At 68.6% G+C, this 24,240-nt stretch carries 23 protein-coding genes; 4 read left to right on the top strand and 19 right to left on the bottom strand.

The features are described 5' to 3' along the window. Nucleotides 1–9: 9 nt before the first annotated feature. The 7 genes from AB5J56_RS36120 to AB5J56_RS36090 all read right to left on the bottom strand — a co-directional run bounded on the left by AB5J56_RS36120 (nt 10) and on the right by AB5J56_RS36090 (nt 6,740). Nucleotides 10–303, bottom strand: coding sequence for a hypothetical protein (locus tag AB5J56_RS36120; RefSeq protein WP_369239162.1), 294 nt, complete (start codon nt 301–303; stop codon nt 10–12). Continuing rightward, nucleotides 300–1,349 carry a helix-turn-helix transcriptional regulator gene (locus AB5J56_RS36115; RefSeq protein ID WP_369239160.1) on the bottom strand — a complete coding sequence of 350 codons (1,050 nt, stop codon included), beginning with the start codon at nt 1,347–1,349 and terminating at the stop codon, nt 300–302. Before AB5J56_RS36115 ends, AB5J56_RS36120 begins: the two co-directional genes overlap by 4 nt. Before the next feature lie 16 nt (nt 1,350–1,365). After that, entirely contained in the window at nt 1,366–2,319 is a 954-nt protein-coding gene (locus tag AB5J56_RS36110; RefSeq protein WP_369239158.1) for a helix-turn-helix transcriptional regulator, read from the bottom strand. Nucleotides 2,320–2,525: 206 nt separating this feature from the next. Next, on the bottom strand, nt 2,526–2,897 hold the full coding sequence (locus AB5J56_RS36105; protein ID WP_369239156.1) for an FKBP-type peptidyl-prolyl cis-trans isomerase: 372 nt from the start codon (nt 2,895–2,897) through the stop codon (nt 2,526–2,528). Between the two features lie 69 nt (nt 2,898–2,966). Next, complete coding sequence (locus AB5J56_RS36100; RefSeq protein ID WP_369239154.1) at nt 2,967–3,980, bottom strand: FKBP-type peptidyl-prolyl cis-trans isomerase; 1,014 nt, start codon at nt 3,978–3,980, stop codon at nt 2,967–2,969. Nucleotides 3,981–4,109: 129 nt separating this feature from the next. Further along, complete coding sequence (gene pafA, locus AB5J56_RS36095) at nt 4,110–5,471, bottom strand: Pup--protein ligase (protein WP_369239152.1); 1,362 nt, start codon at nt 5,469–5,471, stop codon at nt 4,110–4,112. Nucleotides 5,472–5,480: 9 nt separating this feature from the next. Next, nucleotides 5,481–6,740, bottom strand: coding sequence for an MFS transporter (locus AB5J56_RS36090; RefSeq protein ID WP_369239150.1), 1,260 nt, complete (start codon nt 6,738–6,740; stop codon nt 5,481–5,483). A gap of 108 nt (nt 6,741–6,848) precedes the next feature. On the opposite strand from AB5J56_RS36090, the gene AB5J56_RS36085 reads away from it, so the two are divergent. Further along, nucleotides 6,849–7,850, top strand: a complete 1,002-nt coding sequence (locus AB5J56_RS36085) for a LacI family DNA-binding transcriptional regulator (protein WP_369239148.1) — start codon at nt 6,849–6,851, stop codon at nt 7,848–7,850. A 70-nt stretch (nt 7,851–7,920) separates the two neighbouring features. On the opposite strand, the gene prcA is transcribed toward AB5J56_RS36085, so the two are convergent. The 6 genes from prcA to arc form a co-directional block, all read right to left on the bottom strand. Next, nucleotides 7,921–8,667: a proteasome subunit alpha gene (prcA, locus tag AB5J56_RS36080; RefSeq protein WP_369239146.1), complete on the bottom strand. Its 747-nt coding sequence runs from the start codon at nt 8,665–8,667 to the stop codon at nt 7,921–7,923. Nucleotides 8,668–8,724: 57 nt separating this feature from the next. Next, nucleotides 8,725–9,570, bottom strand: a complete 846-nt coding sequence (gene prcB / locus AB5J56_RS36075; RefSeq protein WP_369239144.1) for a proteasome subunit beta — start codon at nt 9,568–9,570, stop codon at nt 8,725–8,727. Continuing rightward, nucleotides 9,522–10,115, bottom strand: coding sequence for an endonuclease VII domain-containing protein (locus tag AB5J56_RS36070; RefSeq protein ID WP_369239142.1), 594 nt, complete (start codon nt 10,113–10,115; stop codon nt 9,522–9,524). The genes prcB and AB5J56_RS36070 overlap by 49 nt, the downstream gene beginning before the upstream one ends. A 32-nt stretch (nt 10,116–10,147) precedes the next feature. Continuing rightward, a complete protein-coding gene (locus AB5J56_RS36065) occupies nt 10,148–10,366 on the bottom strand; it encodes a ubiquitin-like protein Pup (protein ID WP_127181041.1) in 219 nt (72 codons plus the stop codon). A 119-nt stretch (nt 10,367–10,485) separates the two neighbouring features. Continuing rightward, nucleotides 10,486–11,997: a depupylase/deamidase Dop gene (dop, locus tag AB5J56_RS36060; protein ID WP_369239139.1), complete on the bottom strand. Its 1,512-nt coding sequence runs from the start codon at nt 11,995–11,997 to the stop codon at nt 10,486–10,488. A 234-nt stretch (nt 11,998–12,231) separates the two neighbouring features. Further along, on the bottom strand, nt 12,232–13,998 hold the full coding sequence (gene arc, locus AB5J56_RS36055) for a proteasome ATPase (RefSeq protein WP_356139281.1): 1,767 nt from the start codon (nt 13,996–13,998) through the stop codon (nt 12,232–12,234). Between the two features lie 256 nt (nt 13,999–14,254). On the opposite strand from arc, the gene AB5J56_RS36050 reads away from it, so the two are divergent. Beyond that, entirely contained in the window at nt 14,255–14,560 is a 306-nt protein-coding gene (locus AB5J56_RS36050; protein ID WP_369239137.1) for a ferredoxin, read from the top strand. A gap of 37 nt (nt 14,561–14,597) precedes the next feature. Here AB5J56_RS36050 and AB5J56_RS36045 read toward each other — a convergent pair whose 3' ends face one another. The 3 genes from AB5J56_RS36045 to AB5J56_RS36035 form a co-directional block, all read right to left on the bottom strand. Beyond that, nucleotides 14,598–15,173, bottom strand: coding sequence for a hypothetical protein (locus tag AB5J56_RS36045; protein ID WP_369239135.1), 576 nt, complete (start codon nt 15,171–15,173; stop codon nt 14,598–14,600). A 177-nt stretch (nt 15,174–15,350) separates the two neighbouring features. Continuing rightward, complete coding sequence (locus AB5J56_RS36040) at nt 15,351–16,253, bottom strand: tRNA (adenine-N1)-methyltransferase (protein WP_369239133.1); 903 nt, start codon at nt 16,251–16,253, stop codon at nt 15,351–15,353. A 38-nt stretch (nt 16,254–16,291) separates the two neighbouring features. After that, on the bottom strand, nt 16,292–17,857 hold the full coding sequence (locus AB5J56_RS36035) for a site-2 protease family protein (protein ID WP_369239131.1): 1,566 nt from the start codon (nt 17,855–17,857) through the stop codon (nt 16,292–16,294). A gap of 175 nt (nt 17,858–18,032) precedes the next feature. Here AB5J56_RS36035 and AB5J56_RS36030 point away from each other — a divergent pair, with 175 nt between their 5' ends. Continuing rightward, a complete protein-coding gene (locus AB5J56_RS36030) occupies nt 18,033–19,007 on the top strand; it encodes a RecB family exonuclease (RefSeq protein WP_369239129.1) in 975 nt (324 codons plus the stop codon). Nucleotides 19,008–19,021: 14 nt separating this feature from the next. Continuing rightward, entirely contained in the window at nt 19,022–19,693 is a 672-nt protein-coding gene (locus tag AB5J56_RS36025; RefSeq protein ID WP_369239127.1) for a response regulator, read from the top strand. A 75-nt stretch (nt 19,694–19,768) separates the two neighbouring features. On the opposite strand, the gene AB5J56_RS36020 is transcribed toward AB5J56_RS36025, so the two are convergent. From AB5J56_RS36020 to AB5J56_RS36010, 3 genes are all read right to left on the bottom strand, one after another. Continuing rightward, on the bottom strand, nt 19,769–21,352 hold the full coding sequence (locus AB5J56_RS36020; RefSeq protein ID WP_369239125.1) for an ABC transporter substrate-binding protein: 1,584 nt from the start codon (nt 21,350–21,352) through the stop codon (nt 19,769–19,771). 66 nt (nt 21,353–21,418) lie between these two features. Further along, a complete protein-coding gene (locus AB5J56_RS36015) occupies nt 21,419–23,023 on the bottom strand; it encodes an ABC transporter substrate-binding protein (RefSeq protein ID WP_369239123.1) in 1,605 nt (534 codons plus the stop codon). A gap of 433 nt (nt 23,024–23,456) precedes the next feature. Continuing rightward, entirely contained in the window at nt 23,457–24,158 is a 702-nt protein-coding gene (locus tag AB5J56_RS36010; RefSeq protein WP_369239121.1) for an HAD family hydrolase, read from the bottom strand. Nucleotides 24,159–24,240: the final 82 nt, after the last annotated feature.

Here is a 24,240-nt window from a genome sequence, read left to right as displayed (position 1 = left end):
GAGCCGACCCTAGACGGTGGAGTGCAGCCGCAGGGTCCGCACCCCGCCCCCGGTGAGGAGTTCGACGATGCGCTCGCCGGCGGGCTTGCGGACGGCGGCGCCGCACTCGGGGCAGGTGAAGGAGTAGAAGGTGGTGCGGCTGGAGGCGCCGATGGCCAGGCGCAGGGCGCCCGCGGAGAGCTCCAGTCGGGCCCGGCAGTCGGGGCAGGCGGCCTTGAACACCACGGGAATCACCCTCGTCATTCCAGCGAACGCGGACTTGACCGACATCTCCGGCATACCTGACATCACCGACCTGCTCAAAGCCCTCGCTCCTGCCTGTCGTACGACCCGTCCTCGACCCCGGCTCCAGGGGCGCCGTTCGCGCCCCGGTCGCCCTGCTCACCGTCGTATGCCGCCAGCGCCTCGCGGGCCGCCCGCCGGGCACTGTCCGCGACATCCTGCGGCGACACGATCCGGCCGTCCCGGCCGAGCCGCAGCGCGAGCCGCCGCAGCGAGGCCGGATCGGGCGCGCGCAGGGTGATGCGCAGTCCCCCGTCGGGCAGCTCCTCGGCGCTGTCGTGCGGGTAGTACTCAGCGACCCAGCGCCCGCCGGGGGCCACTTCGATGACCACCTCGGGGTCCTCGGCCGCGGGCTGCACCAGCGCCTCGGACAGGTCCCGCAGCTCGACCTCGGGCGGCGCGGACGGCTCGTCCAGGATGCGGATCTCGGCGACCCGGTCGAGGCGGAAGGTGCGGCGCGCCTCGGAGCGGCGGCACCAGGCCTCCACATAGGTGTGGCCGACACTGACCAGGCGGATCGGGTCGATCTCGCGCTCGCTGAGTTCGTCGCGGGCCGGCGAGTAGTAGCGGATCCACAGCCGGCGCCGCTCGGAGATCGCCCGGTCGACGTCCGCGAAGACCCCGCCCTCGGACTCGAAGGTCACCGACAGCCGGGAGCTGGCCCCCGCTGCCTCGCCCGACGCGGCCTCCACCTTGGCGGTGGCACGCAGCAGCGCCTGCCGGTCGCTCTCGCGCAGGCCCGGCAGCGTGGACACCGCGCGGGCGGCCACCAGCAGCGCGGTGGCCTCGTCGGCGGCGATCCGCAGCGGCTCGGCGACATCGTCGGGGTTGTGCCACCAGATCCGGTCGCCGTCGGTGTCGATGTCGAGGAGGTCCCCGCCGCGGAAGCTGGTCCCGCACAGCGGCAGGACGTCCAGGTCGGAGATCAGCTCGTCCTCGGTGATCCCGAACGCGCGGGCGACGTCTCCGACGCGTGCGCCCGGGCGCTCACGCAGATAGGTCACCAGGGAGAGCATCCGCCGCGTCTGATCGATGGCGTTGGTGGGCCTGGCCGGTTTTCCTGCCACGTTCCTACGTTCCCCCTCAGCCCTTGGCCACGGCGCGCAGCCGGTCCACGACATCGGCCCGCAGCTCGGCGGGCTCCAGGACCACCACATCGGGCCCGAACTCGACGAGCCAGGCGTCCAGCCCGTGCCCGTACGGAATCTCCAACTCGTCCCAGCCGTCGCCCAGTTCCCGTACGAAGGCGGCCCTGGCGCGCAGCGGGTAGCCGGCGCCGGTGCGCAGCCGGATCAGCGCGGAACGGTCGGCGTTCTCCCCCGCCCAGCTCGCCACCGTCTCACGCACGGTGACGACGTCGGGCACCTCTGCGGTGTACCGGCCGGAGCGGGTGCGGACCTTGCCGGTGATCCGCGAGAGCCGGTAGACGCGCTCGGCCCCGCGGTCGCGGTCCCAGCCCGCCAGGTACCAGTGACCGCGCCAGCACTCCAGGGCCCAGGGCTCCACGCTGCGGGGCTCGGGCTGGGCGGCGTTGGCCTTGCGGTAGTCGAAGAGGACCGGGCGACGGTCGCGGCAGGCCAGCATGAGCGGTTCGAAGGCCGCCTCGTGCACGGGGATGCGCGGTTCCAGGGCGCTGTGGGACTCGTACGGGTCGACGTCCTCGGGAAGGCCCGCGGCGCGCAGCTTCTGCAGGGCTCCGCTCGCCGCGCCCGCGAGACGGGCCTGCTGCCAGACCTTGGCGGCAAGCCCCAGGGCGGCCGCTTCCTCGGCGTCGAGGGTGATGGGCGGCAGACGGTTGCTGTCGCGGCGGGCCATGTAGCCGACTTCGCCGTCGAGGTTCTCCACCGTCTCGATGACCAGGCCGAGTTCGCGCAGATCGTCCTTGTCGCGCTCGAACATCCGGTTGAAGGAGTCGTCCGAGCCCGCTTCCAGATAGGCCTCGATGGACTCCCGGAGTTCGCGCTTGCTGAGCGGCCGCCGCGTCCCGAGCAGACACAGCGCGAGGTTCATCAACCGCTCGGCCTTGGCAATGGCCATCGACGCCCTTCCTATGGTGCTTCCGACCGATGACCGTACCGCTCCGCGGTGTCGCGGCAAAAGCCGAGGGCCCATGCCCGAACAGGCATGGGCCCCAGGTGATCGGGACCGGTCGGATCACGTACAGATCCCGTACGACGATCACACGGATCGGACGCCGACCGGACCTCGTACGACGATCAGACCGCGATCGACTCGACCGACGGTCAGACCGCGATCAGGTCGACGACGAAGATCAGCGTCTCGCCGGGCTTGATCGCCGGGGTCGGGCTCTGGTTGCCGTAGGCGAGGTGCGCGGGGATGGTCAGCTGGCGACGGCCGCCGACCTTCATTCCCTGCACGCCCTTGTCCCAGCCCTTGATGACACGGCCGCCGCCGAGCGGGAAGCGGAACGGGGTTCCACGGTTCCAGCTGGCGTCGAACTCCTCGCCGGTGCTGAAGGCGACGCCCACGTAGTGGACGCTGACGTTCTGGCCGGACACCGCTTCGGCGCCGTCGCCCTCCCAGATGTCCTTGATCTCGAGGTCCGCCGGGGGCTCGCCGCCCGGGAAGTCGATCTCGGGCTTCTCGATGCTCACGTTTCTGGCTCCTGCTTGTTTGCGTAAAGTCCTTGAGGCAACACAGACAGTCTCACATCCCCGGAAGCGTTACATCTTCGCCAGGATGTCGACCGTGAAAACGAGGGTGGAGTCCTTCTTGATCGGGCTGCCGCTCGGCGGGCTGTCTCCGTAGCCCAGGCTCGGCGGCACGACGATGAGCACGCGGCTGCCCACCTTCTTGCCGGTCAGACCCTGGGACCAGCCCTTGACGACCTGCTGGAGCGAGAACGACGTCAGCGCGCCCCGGGCGTACGTCGAGTCGAACTCCTTGCCGGTGTCCCACAGCACGCCCTTGTACTGCACGAGGACGCTGCTGTCCGCCTTGACCTCGTCACCGTCGCCCTCGATGACGTAGTTCGCCACGAGCTTCTTCGGGGCGTCCGACTTCGGGATGTCGAGGGACGGAGCCTTGCCGTCCGTGTTCGTGCCCACCTTCGGCAGGGCGGCGTCGCTCTGCGCGACGGTCTTGCCCTTGGCCGAGCTCTTCGCGTTGAAGGTGTTCACGATGTCGACGACGAAGACCAGCGTGTCGGTGCCCTTGATGCCCGCCTGCGTGTTGCCGCCCGTGCCGTAGCCCCAGGTCGGCGGGATGGCCATCAGGACACGGCTGCCGGCCTTCTTGCCCGTCAGGGCGTAACGCCAGCCGTCGATGATCTGGCCCTGGGCCAGCGCGATGACCAGCGGCGTCTTGCGGTCGTAGGAGTTGTCGAAGACCTTGGCCGTGTTCCAGATCTGGCCCAGGTAGTTCGCCTGGATGTAGTCGCCCTCGGCGACCGTCTTCCCGCTGCCCGCGATCACCGTCTTGACCGCCAGGTCCTTCGACGGCTCGCCACTGCCCTTGGCCACGGTCGGCTTCTCACCGAACTTCGCCCCCGCCGTGATGGCCGGAAGCGGACCGTCGACGATCTTCGGCGGCGGCGCCGCCGAAGCGGACGCGGAAGCCGAGGCCGAGGCCGACGGACTGCCGGTGGACTTGGCCGTGTCTGACTTGTCGTCGTCACCGCATCCGGCGAGTGTGACCAGTCCGGCGGGTACGGCGATAAGGAGTGAGCGTCGGCGCACGGTGGGGGCCTCGTATCGGTCGATCTTGGTTGATGGCGTGCGCGCAACTCTACGACGTGACACGGGCGCCGTACGGAAAACGTACGGCGCCCGGTGTTGCGTTCCGACAAACCAGACCGAAGTCGTGGCTCACATTCCCGCGATGAGCTTCTCCACCCGGTCGTCGACGGAACGGAACGGGTCCTTGCACAACACGGTGCGCTGTGCCTGGTCGTTGAGCTTGAGGTGCACCCAGTCGACGGTGAAATCGCGGCGCTGTTCCTGAGCGCGCCGGATGAAGTCACCGCGCAACCGCGCCCGAGTCGTCTGCGGGGGCACCGACTTGCCCTCGAAGATCTTCAAGTCGTTGCAGATCCTGGCGGCTTGGCCCTTCTTCTCCAGAAGGTAGTAGAGGCCGCGACGGCGGTGGATGTCGTGGTAGGCGAGGTCTATCTGCGCGACCCGCGGGTGGGACATGGTCATGTTGTGCTTCGCCCGGTACCGCTCGATGAGCTGGTACTTCATGACCCAGTCGATCTCGGTGCCGATCCGGTCGAGGTCCTCCGCCTCGATCGAGTCCAGGACACGGCCCCACAGTTCGAGGACCTGTTCGACCGTCCCGGTACGGATACCGCGGCGCTCGCAGAAGTCCACGGCCTTCTCGTAGTACTCGCGCTGGACCTCCAGGGCGGAGGCCTCCCGGCCACTGGCCAGCCGCACCTTGCGGCGGCCCGTGATGTCGTGACTGACCTCGCGGATCGCCCGGATCGGGTTCTCCAGCGTCAGGTCGCGCATCACCGTGCCGGCCTCGATCATGCGCAGCACGAGGTCGGTCGCGCCGACCTTGAGGAGCATGGTGGTCTCGGACATGTTCGAGTCGCCGACGATGACGTGCAGCCGGCGGTAGCGCTCGGCGTCCGCGTGCGGTTCGTCCCGGGTGTTGATGATGGGCCGGGAGCGGGTCGTCGCCGAGCTGACGCCCTCCCAGATGTGTTCGGCGCGCTGACTGACGCAGTACACCGCGCCGCGCGGAGTCTGCAGCACCTTGCCGGCACCGCAGAGGAGCTGCCTCGTGACGAGGAACGGAATGAGAATGTCCGCGAGCCGGGAGAACTCCCCGTGACGCGCCACCAGATAGTTCTCGTGACAGCCGTAGGAGTTTCCGGCCGAGTCGGTGTTGTTCTTGAACAGATAGACGTCGCCCGCGATTCCTTCCTCGTGCAGGCGTCGTTCGGCGTCTACCAGGAGTCCTTCGAGGATGCGTTCGCCGGCCTTGTCGTGGGTGACGAGTTCCGTCACGTTGTCACATTCGGGTGTCGCGTATTCCGGATGTGATCCCACGTCGAGATAGAGGCGGGCACCGTTCCGCAGAAAGACATTGCTGCTGCGGCCCCATGACACGACACGGCGGAAGAGGTACCGCGCCACCTCGTCGGGAGACAGGCGGCGCTGTCCCCTGAACGTACACGTGACGCCGTACTCGTTCTCCAGCCCGAAAATGCGGCGGTCCATGACTGAACATTACGCCCGATCCCCTGTGCTGAAACGGGGTTCGACGGCACGGTTTGGATCATTTTCCGATGAGACCGCAACTACCTCGCCCCCACCGGGAGCTGCGAGGACCCGTCCGGTGGCCGTCAGCACCAGCAGCGATACGGCTCCGGCGGCACCCGGCACGGCGAAGCCCCACACCGCCCCGCCCCACTCGACGACCGGCCCCGCAAGGCCCGTTCCGACGGACGCGCCCACCGTGAACGTCGTCACAAGCCAGGAGAACGCCTCGGTGACCGTGCCGCTCGGCGCGTGCCGGTCCACGATGATGAACGCACACGCGATACAGGGCGCCAGGAAGAGTCCGGCGAGTGCGGTGAGCGCCGTCATGGCGACCGCTCCGGGCATCAGCATCAGCGGCAGGTAACAGACCGCCAGAAGCGCGACGAGCAGCCTCAGTCGGCGCTCCGGCGCGCCCGTCCACTGCCTCGCGCCGTACACGGTGCCGCCGACGAGGGCGCCGAGCCCGATCCCCGCCATCAGCCAGCCGTACACCGCGTCGCCGCCGTGGTCGTCCGCGTACGCCAGGGACGCGACCGTGATGGAGCCGAGGGCGATGCCGACGAACAGGAACGCGCCCAGGAGCGCGTTGAGTCCGGGTGACCTGAGCGCGCCGAGCCAGTGGGCCTCGCGCGGCGCCGAGCGCCACGCGCGCGAGGGGGGCGACACGACCACGGAGAGCGCGCCGAGGACACCGATGACGCCGAGGACGACGAGCGCGGCCTGCGCGGACCACAGCGACACGCACAGCGTCACCAGCAACGGCCCGACGGTGAACATCACTTCCTGCGCCACGGCGTCCATCGCGTACGCGGTGTGTATCTGGTCCTCCTTACGGAGGACGGAGGGCCACAGCGCCCGCAGGCCGCCCTCCAGGGGCGGTGTGAAGAGTCCGGCGACCGCCATGGCGGCGTACGCGAGCGGCAGCGGATCGGTGCCCGCGAGGGCGAAGACCGTCATGCCGAGGGCGGAGACCACCGCGGCGGGCAGCTGGACACGCGGCTGCCCGTGGAGGTCCACGAGCCGGCCCAGCAGCGGCTGGCCCACGGCGTTGGCGACTCCGTAGACCGCGGCGAGGCCCCCGGCGAGGCTGTAGGTGCCGCCCTCCGCGCGGATGAAGAGCACGACGGCGATGGCCGCGGTGGCGTTCGGCAGCCGGCCCACCAGCGTGCCGACGAGCAGACGCGCGGCGTGCCTCGCCCTGAGGATCTCCAGGTATCCCGCGGCCATGTCATGTCCTTCTGCTCGCCCGCAACGCTCGAAGTTTTACGTATAACTTCTCCCGTCATACGTACCATGTGCGCAGTCGGCGAGTCCAGCAGAAGGCGAAGGTGCACGGTGGCACGAGGCAGCACCCGCCCCACGAGCCGCGACGTCGCCCAGGCAGCCGGGGTCTCCCAGGCCGCCGTCTCCCTGGTCCTCGGCGACAAGTGGCGCGGCCGGGTCTCGGAACCGACGGCCGAACGCGTACGGGAGGCCGCCCGCGACCTGGGGTATCGCCCCAACCTCGCCGCCCGCAACCTCCGCCTCGGCCGCACCCGCACCGTCCTGCTCGTGGTGCCCGCGCTCACCACCGAGTTCTTCGCCGGCGTCTACACCGGCGCCGCCCGCGTCGCCGCCGAACACGGCTTCGGCGTGGTCCTCTACCCCTCCCCCGAAGGCATCGGCCCCGCCCGCGACCCCTTCGGCTCGGCCCGCGCCGCCCTGGACGGCGTGATCGCCTCCTCCATGGCCGCCGACGCCCTCAGCGCCATCCGCGGCGACCAGCTGCCCCTGGTGATGCTCGACAGCGACCCGGCGGGCAGCCACGGCGCCGCGACCGTCAACCTCGACATCGCCGACGGCGTACGCCAGGTCGCCGACCACCTGCTGGAGCTGGGCCACCGCCGCTTCCTGCACCTGGCCGCCGACATCCCCTCGTGGACCTTCGAGGTACGCGCGCGGCAGCTCGCCGCACGCGTCGGCGCCGTCCGCACGGCCCTCGCGCCGATCTCCGTCGAGGGCGCCCTCGCCGCCGTCGAAGCCGCCCTCGGCGAGCCGGGCCCCCGGCCCACGGCCGTCATCTGCGACGACGACAAACTGGCCGTCGGCGCCTACAAGGCCGCCCGCCGCCTCGGCCTGCGCATCCCCGAGGACCTGTCGATCACCGGATTCGACGACCTCGGCCTCGCGACCGCCATCGATCCGGAGCTCACCACCATCCGCCTCGACGCCGAGCTTTTCGGTGAACGCGGCATGCAGGCCCTCCTGGCGGTCCTGGGCGGCCGCACACCGACGCCAGGGGACATCCCGGTCGAACTGGTCGTACGAGGCTCCACGGCGCCCCCACGCCACTCCTGACGCCGCGCCCCCGAAACGCCGTGCGCCCCGGCCGCTGTCGGCCGGGGCGCACATCAGGCGATCGGGTCGGTCACTCCTCGTCCGCGGAGTCCTCGGCCTCGGTGGCGGTCGACGCGCCGTTCGCCTCCAGAAGGCGGGCGAGCTGACGGCCGACGATGCGCTTGAACTTGCGCTGCTGCGGACGCGTACGATCCAGGATCGCGACCTCCAGACGCTCCGCGGGGATCTCCCGCTGCCCGCCGTTCGGCTCCCGCGACAGGGACTTCACGGCCAGCTTGAGCGCCTCGGCGAGGCTCATTCCGTCCTGGTGCTGCTCGTCGAGATAGCTGCTGATCTGCTCGGCGTTGCCACCGACCGCGACCGAGCCGTGCTCGTCCACGATCGAACCGTCGTGCGGCAGCCGGTAGATCTGGTCACCCTCGGGGGTGTCCCCCACCTCGGCGACCACGAGCTCCACCTCGTACGGCTTCTCGGCCGCCGAGGAGAAGATCGTGCCCAGCGTCTGCGCGTAGACGTTGGCGAGACCACGGGCGGTCACGTCGTCACGGTCGTAGGTGTAACCACGCAGGTCGGCGTACCGCACGCCACCGATCCGCAGGTTCTCGTACTCGTTGTACTTGCCGGCGGCCGCGAAGCCGATCCGGTCGTAGATCTCGCTGAACTTGTGCAGCGCGCGGGACGGGTTCTCGCCGACGAACACGATGCCGTCGGCGTACTGCAGCACGACCAGGCTGCGACCGCGGGCGATGCCCTTGCGGGCGTATTCCGCCCGGTCGGCCATGGCCTGCTGGGGTGAGACATAGAACGGCGTCGACACCGGTTATCCGTCCCTTTCTGTCGAAGTCACTGGATCACCTTGAGAAGAGGGCCGCTGTCAGAGCAGCGCGGCGCGCGGGCCGTCGGGCTGCTCCAGGCGCCGCTCCAGGATCGCGCGAGCGATCTCGGACGACTCCTCGTCGGTGACACGGCGGAACCCGTCCTCGGTGATCACGGTGACGATCGGGTAGATCCGGCGGGCGACATCGGGACCACCGGTCGCCGAGTCGTCGTCGGCCGCGTCGTACAGGGCCTGGACGACGAGCGTCGTGGCCTGCTCCTCGGTCAGGTCCTTGGCGTAGAGCTTCTTCATGGCGCCGCGCGCGAAGATCGAGCCGGAGCCCGTGGCCGCGAAGCCGTGCTCCTCGGAACGGCCGCCCGTGACGTCGTAGGAGAAGATGCGGCCCCGCTCGCGGTCCACGTCGTATCCCGCGAAGAGCGGCACCACCGCAAGGCCCTGCATGGCCATGCCGAGGTTCGAACGGATCATCGTCGACAGCCGGTTGGCCTTGCCCTCCAGTGAGAGCGTGGCCCCCTCGACCTTCTCGAAGTGCTCCAGCTCCAGCTGGAACAGCTTCACCATCTCCACGGCCAGGCCTGCCGTACCGGCGATGCCCACCGCCGAGTACTCATCGGCCGGGAAGACCTTCTCGATGTCCCGCTGCGCGATGACATTGCCCATGGTCGCCCGCCGGTCACCGGCGAGCACCACGCCCCCGGGGAACGTGACGGCGACGATGGTGGTGCCGTGCGGGGCCTCGATCACGCCCTTCATGGGCGGCAGCTGCCGGTTGCCCGGAAGCATCCCCGGCTGGTGCTCGGACAGGAAGTCCATGAACGACGACGACCCTGGCGTCAGGAAGGCAGCCGGTAGACGCCCGGTGCTACGAGTGTTGGCTTCCACGAGGATCCTTCCAAGTAGGCGGCAGCCCGACGAACTGCGTCGGGATTATCTCCCAACTTGCCGATGGCCGAATTGCAGTTGAAGCACAGTACGCCACGGACCCTACCCGTCTCGTGGCAGTGATCCACATGAATGGCTGGGGCTTTCAGACAGATCACACAGAGCCCCATTTGAGAGGCGATCATCTCGTCACGTTCGGCTTCGGTAAGGCCGTAGTGGCGCTTGAGATGTCCCCGCCTGCCCCGCGCTGCTTTGCACGACTTACAGCACGTAGCGAGACCATCCGACGCCGTCGAGTTGCGATGCCACTCGCTGTGCGGCTTGATCTCCCCACAGCTGCGACACGACTTGCACCCCTCGGGCGTCTCCACCTTCGGCCGGATGTTCTTTCCCTTGGCGAGTTGCCTGGCCTGGTGATACGCGGCCCAGCACTCCCTGCAGTAGGCCTGCAAGCCGTCACGGGCGGACTTGTTACTGGCAAAGGCTGCCCGCGGCTTAGCTTCCTTGCACCGCGAGCAACGCTTCACACCCTCTTCACTTGCCAAGTCCGCAGTCCCCGACAGCTTTGATTCGAAGGCTACTCGCCGCCCTTCTGAACGAAACTTCGAACGAAGTCCTCAGCGTTCTCTTCGAGGACATCGTCGATCTCGTCCAGAACCGAGTCGACGTCGTCGCTCAGCTTCTCCTGGCGTTCCTTGAGGTCGTCCGTGGCCTGTGCGTCCTGGGCCTGCTCCTCGACCTCCTCGGTGGAACGCGTTGCCTTCTGCTGTCCGCCGCCGGTGTCCTTGGTCGCCATCTACCTCACCCCGCTCGGTTCGACGTTCTTGATCAGACCCTACAAGCCGGGTCCGACATCGGCCCCGCACTTCTGCAACGTGCGGGGCCCACCTCTGTGATTCCCCTGCCGTGGACTTTTCAGCCTCCGGAGAGCACCCGAACCAGGTCTTCCGCCGTGCGGCACCGGTCGAGCAGCTCTTTCACGTGATTACGCGTTCCGCGAAGCGGCTCCAGGGTTGGGACGCGCTGGAGCGAGTCCCGGCCCGGGAGATCGAAGATCACCGAGTCCCAGGAGGCCGCCGCGACGTCGTCCGCGTACTGCTCCAGGCAGCGTCCGCGGAAGTACGCGCGGGTGTCCTCCGGCGGCTTCGTACGGGCCTCGTCGACGTCCGTCTCGGTGAGCAGGCGCTTCATCTTGCCGCGGGCCGCGAGACGGTTGTAGAGGCCCTTCTCGGCCCGTACATCGGCGTACTGGAGGTCGACGAGGTGCAGCCGGGCCGCGTCCCAGTCGAGACCGTCCCGGCGCCTGTAGCCCTCCATGAGCTCCCGCTTGGCAACCCAGTCGAGCTCTCCGGAGAGGCTCATCGGGTCGTGCTCCAGGCGGTTCAGGGTGTCCTCCCAGCGGATCAGGACATCCTTGGTCTGATCGTCCGCGTCGGCCCCGAAGCGTTCCTCCACGTACTTGCGGGAGAGCTCGAAGTACTCCATCTGGAGTTGGACCGCGGTGAGTGTCCGGCCGCTGCGGAGCGTGACCAGCCGCTTGAGCGACGGGTCGTGCGAGACCTGGTGCAGTGTGCGCACGGGCTGGTCGACGGCGAGGTCCACGGCGATGAAGCCGTCCTCGATCATCGACAGGACGAGCGCAGTGGTGCCCAGCTTGAGGTAGGTCGAGATCTCGGAGAGGTTCGCGTCGCCGATGATCACGTGGAGCCGGCGGTACTTCTCGGCGTCCGCGTGGGGTTCGTCGCGCGTGTTGATGATCGGGCGCTTGAGGGTGGTCTCGAGGCCCACCTCGACCTCGAAGTAGTCGGCTCGCTGGCTGAGCTGGAAGCCGTGCTCGTGCCCGTCCTGACCGATACCGACGCGGCCCGCTCCGGTGACGACCTGGCGTGAGACGAAGAACGGCGTGAGGTGGCGCACGATGTCCGAGAAGGGGGTCTCCCGCTTCATCAGGTAGTTCTCGTGCGTGCCGTAGGAGGCGCCCTTGTTGTCGGTGTTGTTCTTGTAGAGGTGGATCGGCTGGGCGCCGGGGAGCTGGGCCGCGCGCTCCGCGGCCTCCGCCATGATGCGTTCGCCGGCCTTGTCCCACAGGACGGCGTCCATCGGGTTGGTGACTTCGGGAGAGCTGTACTCCGGGTGTGCGTGGTCGACGTACAGCCGAGCGCCGTTGGTGAGGATGACATTGGCGAGGCCGATGTCCTCGTCGGTGAGCTGGCTGGAGTCGGCGACCTCGCGGGCGAGGTCGAAGCCTCGCGCGTCCCGCAGCGGATTCTCCTCCTCGAAGTCCCACCGGGCGCGGCGCGCCCGGTGCATCGCCGCCGCGTACGCGTTGACGATTTGGGACGAGGTGAGCATGGCATTGGCGTTCGGGTGGCCAGGGACGGAGATCCCGTACTCCGTCTCGATGCCCATTACTCGCCGTACGGTCATGCGGCCCTCCTTGCCCGGCGGCGTCCTCGGTCGGGGACGCTGCTCAAGTACCGCTGGTGCTCCGGTGCGTGTGCGGTGCCCGTCCCCGCACTGCGCGACTCGGCGGTACGAAAGAGCCTAGAGCGCCTCTGCGCTGGTGGGGAGATCATTTGCGTCATTGCTCTGCTCCAGCCGTGACCGGAAAAACAGTCGGCTGCGGGTACCCGGCTCGGGCACCCGCAGCCGCCCTGTCTTTTACAGGTACTGCCCGGTGTTGGCCACGGTGTCGATGGAGCGTCCGGTGTCCGCGCCCTGCTTTCCGGTGATGAGCGTACGGATGTACACGATCCGTTCGCCCTTCTTTCCGGAGATTCGGGCCCAGTCGTCCGGGTTGGTGGTGTTCGGCAGGTCCTCGTTCTCCTTGAACTCGTCCACGCAAGCCTGGAGGAGGTGGGAGACGCGGATGCCCTTCTGCTTGTGGTCGAGGAAGTCCTTGATCGCCATCTTCTTGGCCCGGCCCACGATGTTCTCGATCATGGCGCCGGAGTTGAAGTCCTTGAAGTAGAGGACTTCCTTGTCACCGTTGGCGTAGGTGACCTCCAGGAAGCGGTTCTCCTCGGATTCCGTGTACATGTGTTCCACGGCCGTCTGGATCATGCTCTGGACCGTGGTGACCTTGTCGCCGCCGTGCTCCCCCACGTCCTCGGGGTGCAGCGGGAGCCGCTCCGTGAGGTACTTCTGGAAGATGTCCTTGGCCGCTTCGGCGTCCGGACGCTCGATCTTGATCTTCACGTCGAGGCGGCCGGGGCGCAGGATGGCGGGGTCGATCATGTCCTCGCGGTTGGAGGCACCGATCACGACCACGTTCTGCAGGCCTTCCACGCCGTCGATCTCGGCGAGCAGCTGCGGGACGATGGTGTTCTCCACGTCCGAGCTGACGCCTGATCCGCGGGTGCGGAAGAGGGATTCCATCTCGTCGAAGAAGACGATGACGGGGGTGCCCTCGCTGGCCTTCTCACGAGCGCGCTGGAAGACGAGGCGGATCTGCCGCTCGGTCTCACCGACGTACTTGTTGAGGAGCTCGGGGCCCTTGATGTTGAGGAAGAAGCTCTTGCCGGTGGCCTGGCCGGTGACCTCGGCGACCTTCTTGGCCAGCGAGTTGGCGACGGCCTTGGCGATGAGCGTCTTGCCGCATCCGGGGGGCCCGTACAGCAGCACGCCCTTGGGCGGCCGCAGTTCGTGCTCCTTGAAGAGGTCGGGGTAGAGGTAGGGGAGCTCGACCGCGTCGCGGATCATCTCGATCTGGCCGCCCAGACCGCCGATCTGCTCGTAGCCGATGTCCGGGACCTCTTCGAGGACGAGTTCCTCGACCTCGCTCTTCGGGACGATTTCGTAGACATAGCCGGATCGGGGTTCGAGCAGCAGGGCATCGCCGGGACGGATGTTGACGTCCAGCAGTGGCTCGGCGAGCCGTACCACCCGTTCCTCGTCCGTGTGCCCCAGCACCAGGGCCCGCTCGCCGTCCTCAAGGATCTCCTTGAGGGTGACGATGTCCCCGACGCGCTCGTACTCCATGGCCTCGACCACGTTGAGCGCTTCGTTGAGCATCACTTCCTGGCCGCGCCTGAGCTCTTCGAGCTCCACGCTGGGGCTGACGTTCACCCGCAGCTTGCGGCCGCCGGTGAAGATGTCCGCCGTGCCGTCCTCGTTCGCCTCGAGGAAGACACCGAAGCCGGCCGGCGGCTGTGCGAGCCGGTCGACTTCTTCCTTGAGGGCCACGATCTGGTCGCGGGCCTCGCGGAGTGTGTTGGCGAGCCGCTCGTTCTGTGCGGACACGCCTGCCAGATTGGTCTGCAGCTCGACGATCCGCTCTTCGAGAATCCTCGTGTGCCGCGGAGAGTCGGCGAGCTTGCGTCGCAGGACGGCGATCTCCTGCTCAAGGTAGGCAATCTGCCCGGCGGGGTCATCGGACCCTCGTCCCGGGCGGATGCCGCGGTTCATGTCGTCGTCGTGGGCTGCCACGGTCCTCACCTCCTCCAAGGGGAGCTGGACGCTTCCAGACCCTACCTGGGTGGGTGTCGATTGAAACCCCTAGATCACAAAGACTGTCGGGGTGTGTCCGATCTTCACCCTTGCGCTCTCCCTCACGCCAGGGGAATACCCACCGAACATGATTGGGAAGCCGCCAGAGGTAGGGTCGAACTGTTCAACACCCGTCAGAGCTGGGCCGACTTGCTTTTTATTCCGGTTCACTCGGCGCAGGAAAACGGCAGGAGACATGACCGTGCAGCAGAAGGCCGTAGTCGACGGCGAGGCGCTCGAGGTCTGGATCGATCAGGACCTCTGTACCGGTGACGGCATCTGCGTCCAGTACGCCCCGGAGGTCTTCGAGCTGGACATCGACGGCCTGGCCTATGTGAAGGGCGCCGACGACGAGCTGCTCCAGGCCCCGGGCGCCACAACGCCCGTACCGCTGACGCTTCTGCGCGATGTCTCGGACTCGGCGAAGGAGTGCCCGGGCGACTGCATCCACGTACGTCGGGTTTCGGACAGGGTCGAGGTGTACGGCCCCGACGCGGAGTGACCTCTCGGGCACCCCGCGTCACGGGCTGTCTGTTTGGTCACACGCTCCGGGCTTCGGACGGTGTCGAGCGGACGAACGCACCGTCCTTCCACTGCCACTTGGCGCTGTCCTTCACGTCGGGGCAGCAACTGGGTACGTCGGCCGAGGAGTAGCCGAGCAGGGTCGCCGTGACCGCGCCGTCTCGAACGGCGAAGTCGGTGACGCTTCTGCGGTCCTTCGGGTCTACGAGGGTGGCCACCACGCGGGGCCGGGCCTGGCCGTCGGCCCGGGTGAGGACGTAGACGCCGCTCGGCGGGGTGCCGGAGCCGGCGTCACAGCGGACCACGGCCACGGTTTCCGGGCTGCCGTCACCGTCGAGGTCTCCGGACGCCTTCTTCTCTACGAGGACCTTCGCGGGGCCGCACTCGATCGGGAAGTCGACCCCGGTGGTACTCGGGGCGGCCGCGACCGACCTGGCGCGCTTCCCCTCGGGGCCGGGCTGGGCCGCGGTCGCCGGTGAGGGCTGCAGGACGGACGAGATCGCGACGACGCCGGCGAGAGCGGTGGCCGTGGCGAGCCAGTGCATGGGGCCGGCATGCGTGTGTGCCAGTTCCGGGACGGCGGATTGCTGCACGAGAGATGTGTCTCCTGTGAGGGCTGTGCCGGTGGGGTGACCCGCATGGTGCCACACGTCACAGGGAGGCGGAACGGCGGGGTCCGGAGTTCTGGCGCGGTGTCAACAAAAAAGTGCTGTGGCCGAGTTCCCCGGTCGTTCCGGGAACTCGGCCACAGTCGTGGTGCGTTGGGTCCGTCAGCGGCCGGAGCCGCCGTCGGCGTTGGGTCCCGTGTAGTCCTCGCCGTAGGCGCCCTTGGCGGGGCGGCGGCGACGCATGGGCGGCTCGACGCCGTCCGCGAGGCGGCGGGCGGTGAGCAGGAAGCCGGTGTGGCCGATCATCCGGTGGTCGGGGCGGACGGCCAGGCCCTCGACGTGCCAGTTGCGGATCATCGACTCCCAGGAGGTCGGCTCGTTGAAGCAGCCGATCTCGCGGATGGACTCGACGGTGCGCGCGAGCTGGGTGGTGGTCGCCACGTAGCAGCAGAGGATGCCGCCGGGGACGAGCGCCTTGGACACGGCCTCCAGGCACTCCCAGGGGGCGAGCATGTCGAGGATGACACGGTCGACGTCCGCGTCGGACAGGTTGTCCTGGAGGTCGCCGACGGTGAGCTGCCAGGCGGGGTGCGGGCCGCCGAAGTAGCGCTCCACGTTCTGCTGGGCGATCTCGGCGAAGTCCTCGCGGCGCTCGTAGGAGTGCAGCATGCCCTCGTCGCCGATGGCGCGCAGCAGGAAGCTGCTCAGCGAGCCGGAGCCGACACCCGCCTCCACGACGCGTGCGCCGGGGAAGATGTCGGCGAAGGCCAGGATCTGCCCCGCGTCCTTGGGGTAGACCACGGCGGCGCCGCGGGGCATGGACAGGACGTAGTCGGGGAGCAGGGGGCGCAGCGCGAGATAGGCGACGTTCCCCGTGGTGCGGACAACGCTGCCCTCGGGAGCACCGATCAGCTCGTCGTGCGGGAAGGAACCCTTGTGGGTGTGGAAGTTCTTCCCCGCTTCGAGCGTGAACGTGTAGTGGCGGCCCTTGGGGTCGGTCAGCTGAACCTGGTCCCCGACCTTGAAGGGCCCGCGCCTGCGGGCGGCACCGGTCGGTTCGGACATGTGACCAGCCTACCGGTCCCGGCCAGGGGTGCTGACCACTAGGAGGGGCGGGCCATCGCCTTCACGAAGGCGCGCTCGACGTCCGCCGCCGACAGGACGCCGTAGATCTCGCCGGAGTCCTCCACCACGAGGTACTCCGTGGCGGGGGTGGCGCGCAGGGCGTCCAGGAGGTCCTCCCCGGCGAGCTCGACGGAGACCCGCATGCCTTCGGTGAGGTCCTGGGCGAGGCCGCTGACGGCGACCCAGGGGCGGCGGTGTTCCGGTACGCCGACGATGGCGGCCTCACGGACGAGGGAGAGAGGTTCGCCGTCCGGGTCGACCACGACCAGGGCGCGGGCTCCGGCGTCGTTGGCGCGGCGCAGGGCCTCCGAGAGCGGGGTGTTGGTCTCCACTGGGACGGCCCGGCGGGTGAGGGAGCGGGCGCGCAGCTCCGGGAGGTGTTCACGCAGGCGGGCCATGCGCAGGCTGTTGCCGGCGCCGGTCCAGATGATCGCGGCGAGGATGGCTGCGAGCAGGGCGTCCATGACGGTGTCCATGCCGCCGATGTCGTCCGGGGCGTCGCCGAGGGTGCCGGACTGGGTGAGCAGGGGCAGTCCGATCAGTACGGAGACGGCGAGGGCGCGGCCGACCCAGGCTGCGGCGATGGTGCCGCTCATCGGCTTGCCGGTGATCTTCCAGACGACGGCGCGGAGCATGCGGCCGCCGTCGAGCGGGAGGCCGGGCAGCAGGTTGAAGGCGGCGACGATCAGGTTGGAGACCATCAGGCCCGCCAGCAGCACGCCCGGGACGGTGCCGGGCTCGACGGTCTGCATGGCGAGGTAGAAGAGGCCGGAGAGGACGAGTGAGAGGAGCGGTCCGACGAAGGCGAGCACGAACTCCCGGCCCGGTGTCTCCGACTCCTTCTCGATCTCCGACACCCCGCCGAAGAACTGGAGCTGGATCCGTCGCACCGGGAGCTTGAAGCGGAGCGCGGCGACGGTGTGGGCCAGCTCGTGGATGAGTACGGAGGCGTAGAAGGCGACCGCGAAGAAGAGGGAGACGAGGTAGCGGGCGGCGCCGAGTTCGGGCAGCACGCGGTCGAGCTGGCCGCCGAACACCCAGGTGATCAGGGCGGCCACGAGGAACCAGCTGGGCGCCACGTACACGGGGACGCCGAAGGGCCGGCCCATGAGCAGCCCGCCTCCGGGCTCCTTGGGGCGCTGGGGCGGTCGAAGGCTCTTGCCGGAGGTGGCGAGGGTCCGGGGGGAGGTGGGATCGGGGTGGGTTCCGTCGGAATCGGAGTCGGAATCGGTGCCGTCGCCCGTCGGCGTGATGGCGGGCGTCCGGGGCCGGGCTTCGTGCGGGTCCGCGTCCTGCTCGCCGGCACTGCTCCCGCCGCTCGTGTCGCGCTCGGTGGGGTGCTCCGCTTCCGCTTCCTGCTCCGTGGTGGCCGCCGTTGCCGGGGTTTCGCTGTCCGGCCCGGTGGGATCCGGCTGGACGCGGTCCTGCTGCGGCTCCGTCCCGGGGCGCTCGGCGTCGGCGGCCTGCGCCGCCTGCCCTGGGTTGCGCTCGGCCGTCGCGTCGTTGCCGGACCGCGGCTGCCCGCTCCCGCCGCTCTCGTCCACGATGTCCCCTCGTTCGAAGCGTCTCCCGCTCCCGATCATGCGGAGCAGGAGGGTCTCCGGTCGATGGTATGCGGCCGTCGCGGCGCGTTCCGCCCCGGCACCCCTTCTGTTTTCCGCGCCGTCGCACGAGCCGGAACGGTGTCACTGTCAGTGGCGGGCCGTAAGGTCTGTCGTCATGGAAACCAGTACCGACGGCGTCGCGGAAGCCGGCAGCGGCGGCGCCGTGGCGGCCGTGCCACCGGCGTCGCTGTCGCCCTCGCGCGCCAGCGACTTCATGCAGTGCCCGCTGCTGTACCGGTTCCGGGTGATCGACAAGCTGCCCGAGAAGCCGAGTGAGGCGGCCACCCGCGGCACGCTGGTGCACGCGGTGCTCGAGCGGCTCTTCGACGCCCCGGCGACGGAGCGGACGGCGCCGCGCGCCAAGTCCCTGATCCCGGGTCAGTGGGACCGGCTGCGCGAGAGCAGACCGGAGGTCGTGGAGCTGTTCGCCGACGATCCCGAGGGCGAGCGGCTGGCGCGCTGGCTGGGCGAGGCCGAGCAGTTGGTGGAGCGCTGGTTCAGCCTGGAGGACCCGACGCGGCTGGAGCCCGCCGAGCGGGAGCTGTTCGTCGAGGCGCAGCTGGACTCGGGGTTGAAGCTGCGCGGCATCATCGACCGGGTCGACGTGGCGCCGACCGGCGACGTGCGGATCGTCGACTACAAGACGGGCAAGGCACCGCGCCCCGAGTACGCCGAGGGTGCGCTGTTCCAGATGAAGTTCTACGCGCTGGTGGTGTGGCGGCTGAAGCAGGTGGTCCCCCGTCGTCTCCAGCTCGTCTATCTCGGCAGCGGGGACGTGCTGACGTACGATCCGGCGATCGCGGACCTGGAGCGTGTCGAGCGGAAGCTGCTCGCGCTGTGGGAGGCGATCCGGCTGGCCACCGAGACGGGTGACTGGCGGCCGCGGCCCACGAAGCTGTGCGGCTGGTGCGACCACCAGGCGGTGTGTCCGGAATTCGGCGGCACTCCCCCGCCGTATCCGCTGCCGGTGCGGGAGGTCGGCGCGGATTCGGCCGGGGGTCCGGGGGTTGCCCCCGGGACGGCACAGCCGCTGCCGGTCAGGGCGCCCGAGTCCGGTGACGTCGAGCAGGGCAGAATGGGGCCGGACTAGCGAAGGAGACTTACGTGGCCATCCGCGTCCTATTGGTCGACGACCAGCCTCTTCTGCGTACCGGCTTCCGGATGATCCTGGAGGCGGAGCAGGACCTCGCGGTCGTCGGCGAGGCCGGCGACGGTCTCCAGGCGCTCGATCAGGTGCGTGCCCTGCAGCCCGATGTGGTTCTGATGGACATCCGCATGCCGCGGATGGACGGTGTCGAGGCGACCCGGCAGATCACCGGCCCCGGCCGGGACGGTCCGGCGAAGGTGTTGGTGCTGACCACCTTCGACCTCGACGAGTATGTGGTGGAGGCGCTGCGCGCCGGTGCCAGCGGCTTCCTCCTCAAGGACGCCCCGGCCAATGAGCTGGTGCAGGCGATCCGTGTGGTCGCCGGGGGCGAGGCGATGCTGGCGCCGAGCATCACGCGCCGGCTGCTCGACAAGTACGCCGGTCATCTGCCCTCGGGCGATGAGCCGGTGCCGGACACCCTGCACACGCTGACCGACCGCGAGGTGGAGGTGCTCAAGCTGGTGGCGCGCGGGCTGTCCAACGCGGAGATCGCCGCCGATCTCTTCGTCAGCGAGACCACCGTCAAGACACATGTCGGCCACGTCCTCACCAAGCTGGGGCTGCGCGACCGGGTGCAGGCTGCGGTGTACGCGTACGAGAGCGGGCTGGTGCGCCCCGGCGCCCAGTAGCTCAGCGCCAACAGCAGCGGCGAGGGCGCCCTCTTCTTCAAGAAGAGGGCGCCCTCGGCGTATGTGCTGTGGGTGTCAGCCCTTGTGGATCTCCCAGAAGCGGAAGACCGTCGAGGCGTCGAGGCAGTTCTCGAGGCCGTAGACGCTGTCGCGGACGACCGCGTACTGCTTGGCCTGCCAGATCGGGATGACCGGGATCTGCTGGGCGACGACCTCCTGGAGTTCGCCGTATGCCTTGTCGGTGGCGGCGCGGTCGCTCTCGGCAGCGGTCTTCGGGATGAGGTCGGAGGTGATGGTGTTGTTGCTGTAGTTGTTGCTCAGCACGTTGCCCTTGCCGAAGAACGGGGCCGTGAAGTTGTCCGGGTCCGGGTAGTCGGGCACCCAGCCCTTCACGTACACGCCGTACTTGCCGTCGGCGATGTCCTTCTCGTACTGGTCGTAGGCGACGGACTTCACGGTCGCGTCGAACAGCCCGCTCGCGTTGAGCTGCCCCGCGATCGCCTCGAACTCGGCGTCGGTGGACGGCCCGTAGCGCGAGGGCGTCGACCAGAGGGTCAGCTTGACCTTGCCGGTGATGCCATCGGAGCGCAGGGCGGACTCGGCCCTGGTCTTCGAGGGGCGGGCGCCGTACGTGTCGAAGAAGGCGGTGCTGTGGCCGGCGATACCGGCCGGGATGATCGAGTAGAGCGGCGTCGCCGTGTTCTCGTAGACCTTGTCGACGAGGGCCTCGCGGTCGAGGAGATAGGCGATGGCCTTGCGGACGCCGAGCTTGCCCGCCACCGGGTCGTCCATGTTGAAGACCAGGTGCTGCACCTCGGCGCTGCTGCCCTCGACGAGGTTGACGCCCTTGCCGGTGGACGTGTCGTTGTCGATGTCCGCGATGTCGTCGGCGGTGAGGCCGCGGTAGGCGACGTCGACCTTGTCGTTCAGGAGGGCGTTCTTCAGGCCGGCCTGGTCGCCGTGGAAGAACTTCAGCGTGATGCCGGAGTTCTTCACCTTGGCGGTGCCCTCGTAGTCGGAGTTGACCGAGAAGACGGCCTCTTCCTTGCTGAAGGAGTCCAGCTTGTACGGGCCCGAACCGACAGCTTCGTCGTCCTTGCGGAGACCGGTCGCGGAGTACTGCCGGTGGTCGACGATGGAGCCGGCGCCGGAGGCTATCTTGCTCGGGAAGGTGGCGTCGGCGTACTTGAGCTTGAAGACGACGGTCTTGGCGTCCGGCGTCTGCACCTCGTCGAGCATGGGGAACATGATCGCCGGGCCGGCACCGTCGTTGATCCGCAGCATGCGGTCGAAGGAGAACTTGACGTCCTTCGAGGTGAGCGGGTCACCGTTGCTGAACTTCAGCCCGTCCTGGAGCGTGCACTCGTAGACCATGGTGCGGGTGTCCGTGAAGGAGCAGCTCTTCGCGGCCTCCGGCTGCGGCTCGGTGCCGCCGTCGGGGAAGCTCAGCAACGACTGGAAGACGTTGTTGAACAACAGCCAGGAGCCGGGGTCGTAGCCGGACGCCGGGTCGGTGGCCAGGACGTCGTCGGACATCCCCATCACGACGGAGGAGCCGGTGCCGCCGGAGCCGCCCGTCCCCGAGCCGCATCCGGTCAACAGGCCGGAGGCCAGCCCCACCACGATCGGCAGGACTGGCCACTGGTTGCGCATGTTCACGAGCACGTGCCTTCTCGTCGGGTCTCGAGTGCCCGGGGCCGTCCCGGCCCCGGGTGGGGAAGCCCCTCAGCCCTTCACACCGCGGCCGAGCTCCCACAGCTGGAGGGTGGAGGAGGAGTTGAGCGCCCACTCGGCGCCCGTGATGTCGTCCCGAGCGGCAATGTACTGCTTGCCCTGCCACAGCGGCAGCATGGGTACGTCGTCGGCCACGATGTCCTGGATGGTGGTGAGGCTCTTCGAGGCGGTGAGACGGTCGGCTTCGCGTCGGGACTCGGGGATCAGGGTGTTGCGGATGTTGCTGTTGGCGTAGGGCAAGCCGAGGGTGTTGTCCTTGTCGAGGAACGGCGCGAGGTAGTTGTCGGCGTCGGGGAAGTCCGGGAACCAGCCCATGCCGTAGACCTCGTAGTCGCCCTTCTGCTCGGCCGGGCGGAACGTCTTCCAGGGCGCGCCCTTGATGCTGACGTCAAACAGGCCGCTGGCGTTGAGCTGCTTCTTCAGCACCTCGAACTCGTCGGCGGTGGCCGTACCGTAGTGGTCGGTCGTGTAGTGCAGGGTCAGCTTCACCGGAGTGGTGATGTTGGCCTTGCTCAGCAGGTTCGCCGCCTTGGCGGTGCTCGGGTCGCCGTACTTGTTGAAGAACGAGTTCGAGTGGCCGGTGATGGTGGCCGGGACCAACGAGTAGAGCGGCTCGGCCCCGGTGCCGTAGACCTTGGAGACGAGCTCGGCGCGGTTGATGATCTGGGCCATGGCCTGGCGTACGGCCCTCGCCTTGACCGACGAGTCGTCGGTGTTGAAGCCGAGGTAGCGGATTTCCAGGCCGGGCATCTCGATGAGGTCGATGTCGCCCGAGGCGTTGGAGAGCTTCTTGATCTGCTCCGGCGTCATCGTGCGGGTCATCATGTCGATGTCGCCCTTGTCGAGGGCGTCGCCCATGCCGGCGGCGTCGTCCGGGAAGGAACGCATCTCCACCTTGTCGTTCTTCACCGTCAGCGCACCCTTGTAATTCGGGTTCTTGGTGAAGACGGCCTTGACGAGTTCGCCGTTCTTCACCTCGGACTCGAGGGTGTACGGGCCGGATCCGTCGACGTCGAAGCCGTCGCGCAGCTTGTCCTTCGCGTAGTCGTCGGGGCTGACGATGCCCGCGACCGGGGTGGACAGCTTGAACGGGAAGGTCGCGTCCGCGGTCTTGAGGTGGAAGATCACCTCGCGGTCGCCCTTGGTCTCGACGGTGTCGACGGTGGAGAGCAGTGCCTCCGGGCCGCCGTCCACCTTGATGCGCAGCGCGCGCTCGATCGAGAACTTCACGTCGGACGCGGTGACCGCGTCGCCGTTGGCGAACTTCAGGTCCTTGCGCAGGGTGCAGGCGTAGCGCTCGTTGCCGGTGTCGGTGAAGCCGCACTTCTCGGCGGCCTCGGGCTCCGGCTCGCCGTCACCGCGCGGCTGGACCATCAGGGTCTGCACGGTCTGGCGGAGGATGTTCCAGGTGCCCACGTCGTAGGCGTACGCCGGGTCGAGAGGAGCCGGAGCGTCCTTCGTGGCGGTGAACCGGTCCGTGGTGCCGACGACGATCGCGTCGCCGCCGTTGCCCCCGCTGTCGGAACTGCCACAAGCGGCGAGCACCGGGGCAAGCAGGCCGATCACGGCCGGCAGCACCAAAGTCTTGCGGTTCATGCTCGAGTTTCTCCAGAGCTGTCGGTTCCGTGTACCCGGCATGCAGGGGTGGCGCTGGCGGATCACGGGGATACGGCGATGTTCTCGCGACGACATTAGTCCGCGTCGCCAGGACGGTTCGCAGGCACCGGAGTTGAGTTCCCATCACGCTGCGAAACCGGGCGCGGACGCACCGATAACCCGACAGCGGAAGGATTCGTACAGCCTTCCACCAATCGGGACACAAGGGCACGCCGGACACCCCCAAAAGGGGGGACTAGGCACAGCACCAACCCGCTGTCGACCCTTCACCGAGTGGCGAACGTCACAGATTCAACTGGGTTCACGCGGACCGGAATTCAGCCACCCGACAGTGATTCAATTCCCTACGGCTGATCACGACTGAGCGCGCGGACTTATCCCCGTATTCAGTTCCGCACGCTGTGTGAACGCTTTAGCGCATTTCTGTCATCAGGCCGCGCAGAAAAGGCAGGTCGACCTCTTCGAGCGATGTCACCACCGTGCGCCGTGTGGCGGCTGCGATGGGTGCGACCGAGGGGACGGCGACGACGTGGCAGCCGGCGGCCTCGGCGGCGGCGACGCCGGTTGCCGTGTCCTCGATGACCGCGCACCTGACCGGTTCCGCGCCGAGCCCGGCGGCGGCGAGCAGATACGGGTCGGGGAACGGCTTGGTCCGCTCCACCTCGTCGCCCGCGACGGTCAGCGCGAAGTACTGGGGGCCCAGCGAGGCCAGGACCCGGTCGATGATGCGCCGGTGCGAGGCGGAGACCAGGGCCGTGGGGATCCGGTGCGCGGCGAGCTCGGCGAGCAGCCGGGCCGCGCCCGGCATCAGCGGCAGCGCCCGGCCGATGCGGTCCTCGAACCCGTCGTTGAGCAGATCGGACAGCTCGGCGAGGGTGATGTCGGCGCCGGTGGCCTCGATCAGGAAGCCCGCGCTGCGGGTCATGGGCCCGCCCACGACCACATGGCGCCACGAGTCGTCGAGAGCGTGGCCGAGGGCCGCGAAGACCTCCACCTCGACGTCCCACCAGAAGCCCTCGGTGTCCACCAGGGTTCCGTCCATGTCGAGGAGCACGGCTTGCAGGGCGGAGCCGCCGGTTGTACTGGTTCCGAGCGCGGGGACCGTGGTGGTCATCCTGGCGCACCTCCTTGAGGGACGCGCAGGCCGGTTCCCGCGGTAGGGAACCGGCCTGCAGTGGACCGTCCAGTGTACGACC

The sequence above is a fragment of the Streptomyces sp. R21 genome, from assembly GCF_041051975.1.
GTDB lineage: Bacteria > Actinomycetota > Actinomycetes > Streptomycetales > Streptomycetaceae > Streptomyces.
Note: the sequence above shows the minus strand (reverse complement) of the source record. Positions and strands in the feature narration are given on the sequence as shown.